General features: G+C 58.4%; 10 protein-coding genes. 8 read left to right on the top strand and 2 right to left on the bottom strand.

Annotated features, from left to right (window positions below; all coding sequences use genetic code 11):
• Positions 1-230 precede the first annotated feature (230 nt).
• Positions 231-1,802 (bottom strand): PLP-dependent aminotransferase family protein, encoded by a 1,572-nt coding sequence (locus Q0D41_RS03900; RefSeq protein WP_294375496.1) that lies wholly within the window; start codon positions 1,800-1,802, stop codon positions 231-233.
• 162 nt (positions 1,803-1,964) lie between these two features.
• Here Q0D41_RS03900 and Q0D41_RS03895 point away from each other — a divergent pair, with 162 nt between their 5' ends.
• The 5 genes from Q0D41_RS03895 (at position 1,965) to Q0D41_RS03875 (ending at position 7,073) form a co-directional block, all read left to right on the top strand.
• Positions 1,965-2,612 carry a 4Fe-4S dicluster domain-containing protein gene (locus Q0D41_RS03895; protein WP_294375494.1) on the top strand — a complete coding sequence of 216 codons (648 nt, stop codon included), beginning with the start codon at positions 1,965-1,967 and terminating at the stop codon, positions 2,610-2,612.
• A gap of 235 nt (positions 2,613-2,847) precedes the next feature.
• Positions 2,848-5,382: a molybdopterin-dependent oxidoreductase gene (locus tag Q0D41_RS03890; protein ID WP_294375491.1), complete on the top strand. Its 2,535-nt coding sequence runs from the start codon at positions 2,848-2,850 to the stop codon at positions 5,380-5,382.
• A 13-nt stretch (positions 5,383-5,395) separates the two neighbouring features.
• Positions 5,396-5,809, top strand: coding sequence for a nitrate reductase cytochrome c-type subunit (locus tag Q0D41_RS03885; RefSeq protein ID WP_294375478.1), 414 nt, complete (start codon positions 5,396-5,398; stop codon positions 5,807-5,809).
• A gap of 135 nt (positions 5,810-5,944) precedes the next feature.
• Complete coding sequence (locus tag Q0D41_RS03880) at positions 5,945-6,193, top strand: chaperone NapD (protein ID WP_294375475.1); 249 nt, start codon at positions 5,945-5,947, stop codon at positions 6,191-6,193.
• A 7-nt stretch (positions 6,194-6,200) separates the two neighbouring features.
• Positions 6,201-7,073: a 4Fe-4S binding protein gene (locus Q0D41_RS03875; protein ID WP_294375472.1), complete on the top strand. Its 873-nt coding sequence runs from the start codon at positions 6,201-6,203 to the stop codon at positions 7,071-7,073.
• A gap of 457 nt (positions 7,074-7,530) precedes the next feature.
• Here the strand turns inward: Q0D41_RS03875 and Q0D41_RS03870 are convergent, their stop codons facing one another.
• Positions 7,531-9,054 carry a helix-turn-helix transcriptional regulator gene (locus Q0D41_RS03870; RefSeq protein ID WP_294375470.1) on the bottom strand — a complete coding sequence of 508 codons (1,524 nt, stop codon included), beginning with the start codon at positions 9,052-9,054 and terminating at the stop codon, positions 7,531-7,533.
• 201 nt (positions 9,055-9,255) lie between these two features.
• On the opposite strand from Q0D41_RS03870, the gene Q0D41_RS03865 reads away from it, so the two are divergent.
• The 3 genes from Q0D41_RS03865 to Q0D41_RS03855 all read left to right on the top strand — a co-directional run bounded on the left by Q0D41_RS03865 (position 9,256) and on the right by Q0D41_RS03855 (position 12,963).
• Positions 9,256-10,890 (top strand): FAD-dependent oxidoreductase, encoded by a 1,635-nt coding sequence (locus Q0D41_RS03865; protein WP_294375467.1) that lies wholly within the window; start codon positions 9,256-9,258, stop codon positions 10,888-10,890.
• A gap of 540 nt (positions 10,891-11,430) precedes the next feature.
• Positions 11,431-11,931, top strand: a complete 501-nt coding sequence (locus Q0D41_RS03860; RefSeq protein ID WP_294375465.1) for a hypothetical protein — start codon at positions 11,431-11,433, stop codon at positions 11,929-11,931.
• Positions 11,932-12,243: 312 nt separating this feature from the next.
• Positions 12,244-12,963: a cytochrome c3 family protein gene (locus Q0D41_RS03855; protein WP_294375462.1), complete on the top strand. Its 720-nt coding sequence runs from the start codon at positions 12,244-12,246 to the stop codon at positions 12,961-12,963.
• The last annotated feature ends 68 nt before the right edge of the window (positions 12,964-13,031 follow it).

Raw genomic sequence — 13,031 nt, 5'->3', positions numbered from 1 at the left:
TGGCGCATGCGAAGTGGATGTGCAAGTACCGCACCTCGCACGAAAACGCACGAAGTGCGTACCCTATCTCGAAACGCGATCCTAAAGGGTGTCGATGAGTTATCGCGAACTGGGGTTTTGCGGGGGCATGCATGCCTTTTGACTGCATTGTGAGCCAAGGGTACGCACTTCGTGCGTTTTCGTGCAAAGCGCATCTGTTTTCGCCGCTGTTCCCGTTGGCGGTGGCGGCGCTATTTTTCAGGGAACCATGCCTGAGCGAGGCGGTGCACGCCTTCTGGAATCAGCTCGGGTTCGATGCTCGAAAAACCTACGAGCACGCATCTTCCGCACGGATCGGTTTGGTGCCGCGGCATCCAATAGCCGCTGGTGGGGTACACGCGCACGCCCGCCGCTTCCGCGGCGGCGAGCAGCTCGCACTCACAGCGACCATCGCGGGTCGCCACGAGCAAATGCAAGCCGGCCGTGCCGCCGAAAATTTCAATTTTGTCACCCATCTCATGCTGCAGGCATTCCATAAGCAGATTGCGGCGTTTGTGATATGCCGTCATGGTCGCGCGGGTGTACCTGTCCCAATAACCTTCGGTCATAAATAAGTAAAGCACCTTTTGGGAAAGCCAAGGAACAGGGCAATAATGACGAGCGAATTTCTCGCGCCAGCGATCGAGCAGCTGTGGTGGCAGCACTAAGTAGCTCATGCGCAGCGCTGGAGAGAGCACCTTGGAGAAAGTGCCCATATATATCACGCGATTTCGCGTGTCGAGCGACTGCAGGCTTGGTATGGGCCGCTCGGTATATCGGAATTCGCGGCAGTAGTCGTCTTCCAGAATGTATCCATCGCGCTCTGCGGCCCACTTGATGAGGCGAACGCGCATTGAAAGCGGCATGGTCATGCCGAGCGGAAATTGGCTTGATGGTGTGCAGAAGGCGAGCTTCGCGCCGCTTGCGTAAAGTCTTGAGGCGAAGACATCCTGTTGAGCTTCGGTTATGTCGGGGCAAACGGGCAGCGGCGCAATGCGGAATCCTCGATTGCGAAACACCGCCATAGCCCCGTCGTATCCCGGGTTTTCGATGGCGACGCCGTCGCGCATGGGGTCGAACAAATCGAGCAGATTGCCGAGAGCTGCCTGTGTGCCCGTTTGCAAAACGACCTGTTCGGGCTCGCAATTCACGCCGCGCGTTGAATGGATGCGTCGCGCGATTTCGGCGCGCAGCCCAATTTCGCCCAGTCCATCGCCGTATGCGTTCGCCTTGCTATCAACCGAAAACAGCGCATCGCTTGTGAGCTTGCGCCACGCGACTTCGGGGAAGCTTCCGCGTGGGCGATCGCCGTAGGCGAAGTCGAACTCGATGGCGGGCGCGTGCGGAGTGCGACCTTCGGAAGGCGATGAGCTTGTGAACTTCGTGCTGTGCGTGGTTGCATGCTCGGTGGCGCTTCTGCCACCGAGCCCTTGATCGCTGAGCGACGGGCTCACTCGCCCGACGGCTGCGGGTGAAGCGACGCGTTTGGCCTCTCGAGCTGCGGCGGCGCGGTCCTTTTCGATGCTCGCTTCCGAAAGAGGCGAAAAATCCACGTTGCACACCACGTAGCCCGATCCGCTGCGGCTTGTGACATACCCTTCAGCCAGAAGCTGCGCGTAGGCGTTTTCCACGGTGTTGCGCGATACATCCAGGCTTTCGGCGAGCTTGCGAATGGGCATGAGCTTCTCGCCCGGTTTAAGCGCGTTCTCGGTGATGTCGCGCCGAATGGAATCGTAAATTTGCAAGTAAAGCGGGTCTCGCGAGTTTTGGTCAAGCGAAATCATCGCCGTCACCCCTTGGCTGATTAAGCGTCCCCATCAAGCGCTTCCCTATCGCTTGAATTAAAGAAATCGTCCCCATAAATATAGCGTGAACCATCCCTTTTAGCAGGCAATTTTGTGTCAAATAATGCAATTTGCAGGCTTTGAGCCATATGGGGGTGGGAAATGGAAACGACAACGCTTGGTGCAATCGTCGCGGCCGGGGTGGCCGCCGGTGGCATTGCAACCTGCTTCGCCGGCAATGGCGAAGGGCTTCTTCGTCCGCCAGGGGCGAAGGACGAGACCGATTTCCGCGCACGTTGCATCAAGTGCGGGCGTTGCTTGGAGGCGTGCCCTTATCAGGCGATTCGCATGGTGAAAGGGCCAACGGGCGCCGAAACCGGGACTCCCGCGATTGACGCGCGCGTCCAGGCGTGCCGTTTGTGCGCCGATTTTCCTTGTATCGCCGCGTGTCCTACTGAGGCGTTGCACCCTGTGCGTGAGCGCGGTGGGGTGTGTATGGGATGCGCGGTTATCAATCGCGATTTGTGCATTGCCGTGCAGGGGATGCGCTGCGAGGTGTGCTATCGCGCGTGCCCCTTTATCGATTCTGCTATCACCATCGGCGCCTCCGTGCGCGAGGGCGATGCAATTCACGCGGTGTTTGAGCCGCTGGTCAATCCTGAAAAATGCGTTGGGTGCGGCTTGTGCGTGCAGCGTTGCGTTGTGGGTGATCCGCAGGTCGCTATCGAAATTGTGCGCGACTACGGCGAGGCGCGCCGGCGTATCGACGAGGAGCAGGCAAAACACGTATCGAATCCTTGGACAGGATAAAAGCCGATTTGCCTTCGCCGGCCAACACCGTCGTTTCGGTTGCTTTGGCGGCGCGAAGGCCGCGCGGTAATCGTAGCTTTCTTCAGGGCCCGAGGGGTGCGTTGCCGAAATCGAAGCGGCTATGACGGCCGAACGCCGATCGGCGCCCAATAACCGAGTGGGGCACCAGAGCGCCTCCGAAGGACGCTCTCTAAAAGGATACAGGGAAGAACCGTTACTAAGGAAGGTGGACATCATGGATGTTACGCGACGCGATTTCGTGAAGTCTTCGGCGATCGCTGCTGCAATGGCGGCAGCGGGCGGCAGCCTGGCGGCATGCGCCAGCAAGCCCGATGCGGGGCAAGCGGGCGCGGGCGATACGCAAACGTATACCGCGGTATGCCGTTTCTGCGGGTGCGGATGCGGCGTGCTGATCGAGACGAAAGACGGCAAGGTCACGGCGGTCACCGGCGACCCTGACAACCAATCGAATCGCGGTCTGAACTGCGTGAAGGGCTATTACCTGGGCAAGATCCTGTATGGAAAAGACCGTCTGACCACGCCCCTTATTCGCGATGATACAGGCACCAAGGGCACCGAAAGCGGTTTGCGCGAAGCCACCTGGGAAGAAGCGCTCGAGCTTGTATCGAGCAAGTTGCGTGAAACGTGGAAGAACGACAAGAGCCGTCTTGCGTTCTGGGGCAGCGGCCAGCAGCCTATTACGGAAGGCTACCTTACCGCGAAGTTCTGGAAGGCGGGCCTTCTTTCCAACAATATCGACCCGAACGCGCGCATGTGCATGGCGAGCGCCGTCGTCGGCTTCATGAACGTGTTCCAAACCGACGAGCCCGCCGGTTGTTACGAGGACCTCGACAACGCCGACGTTTTCATCACCTGGGGCGCCAACATGGCCGAGGCGCATCCGATGCTCTATTCGCGACTCACTGCGCATAAGCTTCAAAATGAAAGCGTTCGCCATATCGACATCACCACGATGAAAACACGAACCTCGGCAAGCGCCGATAAGGTTTTGCTGTTCCGCCCGGGCACCGATTTGGCTATCGCGAACTGCGTTGCGAACTACCTCATTCAGAATAAGAAATACGACGCCGATTTCGTGCGCGATCACCTGCAATTCAAAATGGGCACCGAAAACATCGGCAATGCGGTGGAAGACGGCTACGATAAAAGCGACCTGGGCAAATTGGTCGACAAAACCACCGCATGCACGTTTGAGGAATACGCCGCGCGCCTGGCGGACTACACGCTCGAGTACACGAGCGAGCTTTCGGGCGTTTCCGTCGAGGGCCTCACCGATTTGTGCGAAGTGTTCGCCGACCCTGATTTGCGCGTGATGAGCCTGTGGACCATGGGCGTGAACCAGCATAATCGCGGCACATGGATGAACCACAACCTGCATAACATTCATCTGCTTTCCGGTAAGTACGGCAAGCCGGGTTCAACGGCGTTTTCGCTCACCGGTCAGCCGAGCGCATGCGGAACGGCGCGCGAGGTGGGCACGTTCTGCCACCGCTTGCCGGCCGACCTCGTGGTGTCCAACGAGGCGCATCGTCGCTACACCGAAGCCGTTTGGAATCTGCCTGAGGGCTACCTCGACGAAATTAAAACGCCTGGTTATCACACGATTAAACTCTTCCGCGAGATGTCGAAAGGCAACATCGATTTCCTGTGGAGCGCGCACAACAACTGGGCGCAGTCTTTGCCGAATCTGACGCGTTTCTTGGGCGAAGATGGTGAGCATACGGGCATTTTCGACACGTTCATTGCGGTAAATGAGGTATATCCGACGCTTACGACGCGGTATGCCGACGTCGTGTTTCCCGTGGCGATGTGGGTGGAGCGCGAGGGCCAGTTCGGCAATGCGGAGCGCCGCACCTCAGTGTTTGAAAAGGCCGTGGAGCCCGTGGGCGATGCCAAGTGGGACGTGTGGGTGCTGCTCGAAGTCGCGCGCCGCGTGCTTGAAGGCGAAACAATTGACGGCGAAGATGCGTTCACTCGTTTGTTTGGCTTCATTTGGGATGCTGGTAAAGACGACTTCAATGGCGATTCGCGCGAAGTCAATCGCGCGATTTGGGAGGAGTACCGCACGTTCTCGAATCCCGATTTGAACGAACGCGCGGCTGCAATCAACGCCGAAAAGAAGCTCAAGATGGAAGCTAAGCAGCTTGCTCCTTACGACGAGTATTTAGCGCATCATGGCCTTACGTGGCCCGTGCGTGAAGTTGATGGGCAGTGGCTTCCCACTAAGTGGCGTTTTTCTGATGGCAAGCAGGCCGATGGCTACGACGAGGTCGGCATCGAGATGTATGGCGAAAAGGGGCTTGCTGGCGGTATGAGCTGGTACAAGAGCGCTGACCACAAGCCTTCGGTAGTATTTCGCCCCTATGAGCCGCCGGCGCAGGAACCTTCTGCGGAATTTCCGTTCTGGTTCTGCACGGGTCGTTTGCTCGAGCATTGGCACACCGGCACCATGACGCGTCGCGTTGAGGAGCTCGACCGTGCGTTGCCTGAGGCCCTGCTTTCCATGAATGCCGACGATGCCGCCGCGTTTGGCATTAACGACGGCGATATGGTGCAGCTCACGAGCCCCCATGGAACGATGCAGATCAAGGCATCGCTCGCCGGCCGCGTGGAGCCTCCATCGGGCATGGTGTTCGCGCCGTTCTTCGCGGCAGAAACGCTCATCAACCGCGTTGTGCAGGACTACTATTGTCCGCTTTCGAAAGAAACCGACTACAAAAAGACGTGCGTCAGCATCAAGAAGGCCTAGGGAGGGTATGACGATGAAGATTTTCAAAACGCGCGTGGGCATTGCGGTTGCGACTGTCGTGTTGGCCGTTGGTTGCGTTGCGGGCGCTGGTTGTGCGGCCCAGCAGCCCGAGCCGTCAAATGCGGTCGCTGGCACCGAAACCACGCCGAAGCTCATGCCTGCGCAGCACCAGAAATACGTCGATCGCACGGCATATAAGTGCTATCGATGCCATGGCGCCAGCGTGCAGGGCAACCCTACGGCAAAAAATGCGGTTGCCATGCCGAATGGCCACTACGTGAATAACGATCCGTCGACATTCGAGCTCGACCCCATTCGCAACGAATGTCGCAGTTGCCATTCGGTTGACCCGAACAAGAAGCTTGGCGACGACGCGACTTACGAAGAGGCCGAAGTCGAAACCGGGCAAGAGGGCCTGGACGACTAACGTTCGCTTGGCGATCGGAGGGGCCGAAGGGGACGGCGGCGCGAGCGAGGGTGCGCGAGTGGAAGACGCGGGTGGAAGATGCGGGAGCGCTTCGTCGCCGAGCTGTTGACGGGCCATGTTTGAGAGGGAATTTTGATGACGATTTCGAGCTTGATTGTTGAATGTGCCCCCGATGCTTGCGACGCTGTTGCCGCCAATCTTGCGGCGCGCGATGGCGTGGAAGTGCATGGCATCGACGCTGGTCAGGGAAAAGTAGTAGTAACTGTGGAAGCCGACGGCATCGATGAAAGCCATCGTATCGCGAGCGATTTCGTGAGTATCGATACGGTCCGCGGCGTCGATCTGGTCTATGCCAATTTCGAAGATGACAACTTGGGGAAGTAGGTCTGCCGTGGCGAAGAAACGTAAGGGGCGTTGGACGGCTGCGCGCCGTGCGGTTCAAATTGCTGTAGCGGTTCTCTTCTTCATTCCGCTTTTCGCTTCGGGTTGGGGCGCTGCGGGGTTGGGCTTTTCTTCCCCCGAAGAACCGCTTGCGACGCCGGACGGATTTGCTTGGTGGGGAAGCCTCTCGTCGTCGCGTTTGTTTGGGCTCGATTTGCTAGATCCATTCGCTGCGCTCCAGGTGGCGGTTGCGGCGAAAAGCGTCGCTTTTGCCGGACTCGCCTGGGCGCTTCCTGTTTTGGTGGTTTACGGCATAATTCGCGGGCGTGTTTTTTGCGGCTGGGCGTGCCCGGTGAACCTGCTGTGCGAGTTTGTTGACTGGCTTCGTGGCAAGTCGGGCATTGCGGTGCGTGAGCGCTCGGTGCCGCGGCGCGCGAAGGTCGGAATTGCGGCGGCGGTGCTCGCGCTTTCCGCAGTATGCAGCGTGCCCGTGTTCGAATTGGTGAATCCCATAAGCGCCGTGAACAAAGCCGTGCTGTTCGGCTCGTTCGCCGGCGTGTTTACGCTTGCGGCAATTGTCGTGGCCGAGCTGTTCTGGTCGCGCCGCGTGTGGTGTCGTGCGCTGTGCCCGCTCGGCGGCATGTACGAAGCTCTGGGGTGCGTGGGGCTTGTGAGCGTGAAAATCGACCACGGCGCGTGCGTGCATTGCGGCGCATGCCAGGCGGCGTGCTTGTGCGATCCTAGGATTCTCGACGATGCCCTCGCGGGCAAGACCGACCGCGTTGCCTCAGGCGATTGCATGCTGTGCGGGAAATGCGTCGACGCCTGCCCGCATTCGGCTCTTGAAATTGGGTTCGTGCTGCCGAGGCATCCTGAGTTGTAGGAAACATTTCGCGGTTTGTGCCGCGCGCCGCAAACCAACGTCTAAAGCAAAAAGCCGCGAATTACTTCGCGGCTTTTCTTGAAGCTTCAGTCTGGCGCGCGTGGCCGCACCAAGAAAACCGCCCGCTATGCATGGGTGTATTCAGCCTTCGCATAAAAACGCACGAAGTGCGTACCCTATTTCGAGGCGCGATGCCAAAAGCCGTTGATGAGCTATCGCGACCTGGTGTTTTGCTTGAGCACGCGCGTTCTTTGGCTGGCATCGTTGACTAAGGTACGCACTTCGTGCATTTTTGTGCAAGGGCATCTGTTTTGGCCGTCGTTGTCGTTGGCGTTAGCGGTCGGCGGTCTGCGCGGTATGTGCGTTGCGCAAAAATGCGTGCCGTGTGGAGTGGACGCGAGGATGCATGTTGTGCGAAGTGAGTTCGTCGTGCCTTCAGCAGCTTGCCTTTTCAGCCTTACTCTCGTGCGCTTTCGACCACGTCGTAGAGGCTGCGGCGATCGCCGACGCCAAGTTTGCGGTAAATATTGCTCACGTGGTGCTTGGCGGTGCCTTTCGCAATGGTGAGCTCGTCGCATATGTCTTGCACAGTGCGTCCACGAACGAGTAGCTCGAGCACTTCGGCCTCACGCGCGGTAAGCCCGGCCCGATTGACCACGATGTCGCACTGCGCCTCGATGGTGAGCGGCATCGCGAGAACGGTTGCGCTTGAGCTGTTCCCATCTTCGCCAGCGCTGGTTGCGACCGGCGTTTTGCCGCGACCCGGAGCGGGGCCGGTGGAATATCCTCCTGGGGTAGGGGCATTGCGCGTGTCTCTGGCTTCGTAAATCTTCATAAGGTCGGCTTTCGAGAACAGCAGTGTCGATGCTGCCACAATCACGCCGAGCGAAATTACCGCAAGCGTGAGTTTCGCTACATCATCGAGCTCATTGCCAAGTACGAAACTAGCGAAGAATGTTCCGACGGTGGTCCCGATGCGCGAGGCCACTACCGTGCCGCCGAAAATCAGCGCCGCCGAAATTCCCGTTCGAAAAGCCAAGTCGGTCGCCGTGAGCATGAGGAACATATCCAGGCAGTACACGCCCATGGTAAGAAGGCCGTTGCCAATTGGCGCCCATTGCTCGGGCAAAATGGCGAGTGCGACAATGCCCAGCGCCATTGCTGGCGCGATGGGCTCATAAAGCGCGATTGATTCCGATTCTGGCGAGGTGAGCGCCAGGTTCGCCGCAAGTGCCACGATGGCGATTCCTGCCACGAACATGCTTTCCGTCAGGAAAAAAGTCGCGTCGGGAAGCGCGACGAATTGAGGTGCGATTTTCTGGCTTACGCCCCAAAGCGTGCTCAACAGCACGATGAAGACGATGAGTTGCTTGAAAGGCACATCCTCAAGGCGAAGCGGCGCCGAAGAGGGGCGGCGTCGTGGCTCGTTCGCGCATGATTTCAGGATGAAGCACGAGGCGAGCGGAAACAGGCATGCGACGAGGCCGTCGATTGGGTGGGGGAGCGCATTCGCGGTGAAGAACAGCACGAATGCGAATGCGTATGACAGGTAGAGGTGCTGGCCGACGCGGCCGGTTGCCAGCGTCTCCCATAATTCTCCCCACATAATAAGCAGCGCAGCATTGCCCCATGACATAAGGGCGAGGGCAAAAGCGAGCGCAACGAATTTCAATCCGACGTCGCTGATGAAAGCGACGAAGAGCATGAGAAACGTTCCTGCGGCCATAGCGGCGCCGGCGCCGAGAAGCGCTCTTGGCGATGAGGATAAGCTGGGCCTTATTTTGTATGCGGCAATAACGACCAGATAGCCGGCGGTTGTCGCGAACAGCGCGATTGATTTCAGGCGCGTGCCTTCTCCGCCGTCGGGAATTATGGCGCTTGTGCAAAGCATGACCATTTGCCATGCCTGCCAAAAGCCGAGCCCGATGAAATGATGCGTGCTGCGCTTTGCGCAGGCGCGAATGCCCTTTTTGAATCCCATTAGTTCCTCCCCGCACGGCATTATAGCCTGACCTGGGAAATTGCCCTATGGGCCGAAACGGCCCATATGCGAAAACTCGAAAAATGGGCCCGAGCGGATGTTGCGGATGGTCGTTTTCGGGCGGCATAGTGGGCATATCGCGGCAGGGAGGCCGCGGCGGGGCGCGGGGGCGCCTCGTGAAAAACCAAGGAGGGAGAAACCATGACTAAGGGAATTTCGCGTCGTAATTTCCTCACGGGCGCCGCGCTTGCGAGCGTCGCTGCGGGTGCGGGCCTCGCGGGCTGCGCGCCGTCGGCCGAGAAAAAGACCGAAGCGGCAGGCGCAGCCGATACGGCTACTCAGCATGAATGGGAAAAGGCGCCCGAACCCATTACCGACATCGCTGAAACGGTCGATACCGACATTTTGGTTATTGGCGCCGGTCTTTCGGGCTGCGCGTGCGCATGTTCTGCGGCCGAGAACGGCGGCAAGGTGACGGTTGTCGAGAAAACCGAAAGCTGGCAGGGTCGCGGCGGCGGTTTTGGCGCCATCAATTCGCGCTACATGGACCAGCTCGGTATCAAGGTTGACAAGGTCAACGCCAAGCAGCATTGGATTTCCCAGTGCGCGAGCCGCGCGAACGAAGACCTTATCGTGAAGTTCTTCAATAACTCCGAGGAAGCTTCCAATTGGCTGCTCGATAAGGCCGAAGCGGCTGGCTGCGCCGTGATGGTCGGCGCTTTCTATAGCCACGACGATGTCTACGCCGAGCAACCTGGCTACCATATGTGCATGAAGCCCGAGGGCAGCGATTTGAAGTCCACGGGTTTTGTGGGTGCTGAGGTGCTGTACAACGATGCCGTGAAGGCCGGCGCCGAGTTCGTGTTCAATTCGCCTGCCGTGCAGCTCGTCAAAGACGGCGACAAGGTCGTTGGCTGCATCTGCGAAGCCGACGGCAAGTACGTGCAGTACAACGCCGCAAAGGGCGTCGTGCTGTGCACGGGCGACATCGGTGGCAATTTGGACATGTGCAAGGCTTACGCGCCGATTTGCGTGGAATACGGCCAGCCCCGCAGCCAGTACACTCCCGTTGGCGCGAACACGGGCGATGGCCACAAGATGGGTATGTGGGCTGGCGCGCAGCTGCAAGACCTGCCGCTTCCCACGATGATGCATCCCCAGGCATTCTGCTGGTTCCATGGTCCCTTCCTGTTCGTGAACGACAACGGCGAGCGCTTCATGTGCGAAGACACGTGGGTCCAGGGCAAGTCCCTCGCGATCAACCGCCAGCCCAACGGCGAGGCGTGGTCGGTCTTCGACGCAAATTGGCCGGAAGATCTGGTGGCGGGCCTTCCTTATGGCGGCGGCATGTTCTGGGATAGCTTCCGTCCCTACGGCAGCGATTTGAGCCTTGCGCCTGAGTACTTCAAGACGCAGATTCCGGCTTACATTGAGCAGGGCATTGCCTACGAGGCCGACACCATCGAAGAGCTCGCGAAGAAGATTGGCTGCGACGCGAGCACGCTTTCCAAAACCGTCGAACGCTACAACGGCATGTGCGAGGCTGGCGAAGACACCGACTACTACAAGAAGCCGGTGTTCCTGACCCCGGTCAAGGAAGGTCCCTTCTACGCGCTGAAGGTTGGTCCGGCGCTGCTTACTGTGACTGGCGGCTTGAAGACCGACATTAACTTTGAGTGCCTCGACGCTGACGGCAAGCCGATCGAGGGCCTGTATGCGCTCGGAAATTGCATGGGCGACATCACCGCCGTCGACTACCCGATCAACGTTGCGGGCAATAGCCACGGCCGTTGCATCACCTACGGTTACTTGCTCGGCAAGGATTTGGCGAAATAGCGCCAACGCTAACCGAATAATCCCTCCCAAAAAGAGAGCCCGTATGGGCTCTCTTTTTCTTAAGGCTCATGAGCCTGTGGGCGCGCGCAGCCGCGCCAAGAAAACCGCCCGCTATGCGTGGGGGAGCGCTTGGACTTCGCATGAAAACGCACGAAGTGCGTACCCTATTTCGAAACACGATGTTACAAGCTGTTTATGAGCTATCGCGACCTGGGATTATGTTTGTGCGTGCGTGCCTTTTGACTGCATCGTTAACCAAGGGTACGCACTTCGTGCATTTTTGTGCGAAGGCATCTGTTTTGGCTGGCGGGTTGGCTGTCGGTGGCGTTGCGTCTTGCTTTGCCGGCAATGCTGAGGGGCTTTTACGTCCGCCGAGGGTGAATGGGGAAGTCGATTTGCGCACGCTTTCCCGACCCCGCGCAGGTCCACCCACGTTTACCAAAACGCTAGCCCGACCCCGCGGCGCCTTCTGTCGCCCGCATCGTTCTTCGCACTATGGTAATGTTTGCAAAAATGCTGTTCCCGACTTTAGGGGGAGCCATGGTGCTGAATCCTACTCAGGGCATTCGTTTTTTTCAATTGCTCGATTCCATGGTCGATTTCGCTAATGCGCGTTTGGGGTTGAATCTTCGCGTCGGCCGCGATCGCGCGCGGCGTGACCCAGAAAAGCAAAGTGAAGTCATGCGGGCATTGTGCGCGCACCCCGAGGTTCTGCAGGAATACGACCTGAACCCGCCGACCGAATTCTCCGGCGTACATCGCCGCCCTTTGGCAGACATACCGTTCGAAGAACGCGACGCACGCATAGAAGAAGAGGCGTGGCGCATACTGGAAAACTTCGAAGGCGGCGCGCTGACCATCGAGAAAGCGCTGCGGAAGAATTGCGTGAAAGGGGAGCGCCAAATAGTTCGGCGCCATCGTCCGCCTTGCGCTGCGGACGTTTCACAGGCGCGAGTTTTCCGCCCGATTTGCATGGTCGCGCCGATGCGAACTCACTCAAAACACGCTTTTCATCCCCATGGAAAAGTGTTCAAAAGATGATACTTCACCAATGCAGCAAAAAAGTTACTCTAAGCAAATGAACACCGCCGTTGGAGCACTTCATACGTCAAAATACTTAACGAATAGGTATTTCACACTCTGCAGACGAGGGAAAATGCGCCCCATATACGTAATTTGTTGTAATTTCCCCCCAAATGGGTGAGGGCTTTTTCGGCGGTTTTTCGGTCAACTGTGCTAAAGTTTTCCGAAGTATTTCGTGTACAGATTTACCAAGATGCTTTGGGCATCCCCTCCAACTTGTACACGGAATACGGGGAAGTGAAGGAAAGAAGAAAAAGAAAGGGGGTATCCATGGCTGAAGAAGAGAAGGTTGAAACGACCGAAGCTGCGGATACCAAAGCCGCCAAAAAGGGCAAGAAGAAGTGGCCCGTTGTTGTCGGCGTTATCGCTGTCGTGATCGTGGCCGCTGGTGCGGGCTTCTGGGTTTGGCATGAGCAGCCGAGCTTCTGCGCCGCCATCTGCCACACCCCGATGGACGCGTACCTCGAGACCTACGATTCCGGCAACTACGATAAGTATGGTAACGAGCTCACTTCTGAGGATCAGAAGAACGCTATGATGGCTTACCTGCACAAGACCGAAGCCGGCGCCACCTGCCTCGGCTGCCATCAGCCTGTCATCACCGAGCAGGTCACCGAGGGCATGAACTGGATCTCTGGCAACTATGAGGTTGCTGGCGAGAACAAGCAGGGCGACACCGTCCTCGAGACCCGCGACATCAGCGAGCTTGTTGCTGCTCGTGGCGCTGAAGACGACGAGTTCTGCCTGAACTCCGGTTGCCACACCAACGCTGACGGTTCCGTCATGACCCGCGACGACCTCGTGGCTCTGACCGCCGACCTGTCCAGCACCCGCAACCCGCATGTCTCCCAGCACGGCGAGTACGCTTGCACGCAGTGCCACAAGGGCCATGCTCAGTCTGTGAACTACTGCTCCAGCTGCCACAGCGACGCTCCTATCCCGGAGGGCTGGCTTACCGCGAGCGAGGCCAAGAAGGCTCAGACTCTCTAGTCTGACGCTCTCATCGGTCACAACGCCTTGGGTACTACAATTTGCGTAGTTTCCCGAAGCGCCATGGA

The sequence above is a fragment of the uncultured Slackia sp. genome (assembly GCF_934630525.1).
In the GTDB taxonomy this organism is placed as follows: Bacteria; Actinomycetota; Coriobacteriia; order Coriobacteriales; family Eggerthellaceae; genus Slackia.
This window is presented reverse-complemented; position numbering and strand designations above follow the sequence as displayed.

What these genes read in the sequence shown, in the direction of transcription:
- Q0D41_RS03900 (WP_294375496.1), bottom strand. Translation starts at nt 1,802, where the DNA reads ATGATTTCGCTTGACCAAAACTCGCGAGACCCGCTTTACTTGCAAATT.
- Q0D41_RS03895 (WP_294375494.1), top strand. Translation starts at nt 1,965, where the DNA reads ATGGAAACGACAACGCTTGGTGCAATCGTCGCGGCCGGGGTGGCCGCC.
- Q0D41_RS03890 (WP_294375491.1), top strand. Translation starts at nt 2,848, where the DNA reads ATGGATGTTACGCGACGCGATTTCGTGAAGTCTTCGGCGATCGCTGCT.
- Q0D41_RS03885 (WP_294375478.1), top strand. Translation starts at nt 5,396, where the DNA reads ATGAAGATTTTCAAAACGCGCGTGGGCATTGCGGTTGCGACTGTCGTG.
- Q0D41_RS03880 (WP_294375475.1), top strand. Translation starts at nt 5,945, where the DNA reads ATGACGATTTCGAGCTTGATTGTTGAATGTGCCCCCGATGCTTGCGAC.
- Q0D41_RS03870 (WP_294375470.1), bottom strand. Translation starts at nt 9,054, where the DNA reads ATGGGATTCAAAAAGGGCATTCGCGCCTGCGCAAAGCGCAGCACGCAT.
- Q0D41_RS03865 (WP_294375467.1), top strand. Translation starts at nt 9,256, where the DNA reads ATGACTAAGGGAATTTCGCGTCGTAATTTCCTCACGGGCGCCGCGCTT.
- Q0D41_RS03860 (WP_294375465.1), top strand. Translation starts at nt 11,431, where the DNA reads ATGGTGCTGAATCCTACTCAGGGCATTCGTTTTTTTCAATTGCTCGAT.
- Q0D41_RS03855 (WP_294375462.1), top strand. Translation starts at nt 12,244, where the DNA reads ATGGCTGAAGAAGAGAAGGTTGAAACGACCGAAGCTGCGGATACCAAA.